Raw genomic sequence first — 519 nt, forward strand, 5'->3', positions numbered from 1 at the left:
GTAACCCTCCCTGTTTTAGTGGCACTCTAAATTAGAGTTTTTCCTACTTTTATGCCTTGCTAAATACTCCCAAGGAGTCAGATCGTCGAGTGAGTCATGAGGGCGTTCATCGTTGTATTCCTTCATCCATTTTTCTGTCAGCTCTCGGACTTCGCTCAGAGTTTTGAACACGTACATGTTGAGTATTTCTGTCCGATAAGTTCGGTTAAATCGCTCAATGTAAGAGTTCTCTGTTGGTTTACCTGGGCGAATAAACTCCAGTTCAATTGCGTTCTCTTCAGCCCACTCAGCCAGAGTGGTTGAGATGAATTCAGGGCCATTATCCATGCGCAGCTTACTTGGGAACCCTCGCCAAGCAATAATACGCTCTAGCACCCTTACAACGCGTGGTGCTGGCAGGTTTAAATCCACTTCAATCGCCAGCACCTCACGGTTAAAATCGTCCACGACATTGAACGTACGAAAGCGCCTGCCGCAGATTAAAGAGTCACTCATAAAATCAATAGACCAGCAGCTATT

1 protein-coding gene is annotated in these 519 nt (G+C 45.7%); it reads right to left on the minus strand.

Features of this window, described 5'->3' with window-relative positions; genetic code table 11:
- Positions 1-15: 15 nt before the first annotated feature.
- The coding region (locus BLO31_RS04840; RefSeq protein WP_139158942.1) for an integrase core domain-containing protein at positions 16-519 on the minus strand (504 nt) is incomplete at its 5' end.

The organism is Vibrio sonorensis (assembly GCF_001854765.1).
GTDB lineage: Bacteria > Pseudomonadota > Gammaproteobacteria > Enterobacterales > Vibrionaceae > Vibrio > Vibrio sonorensis.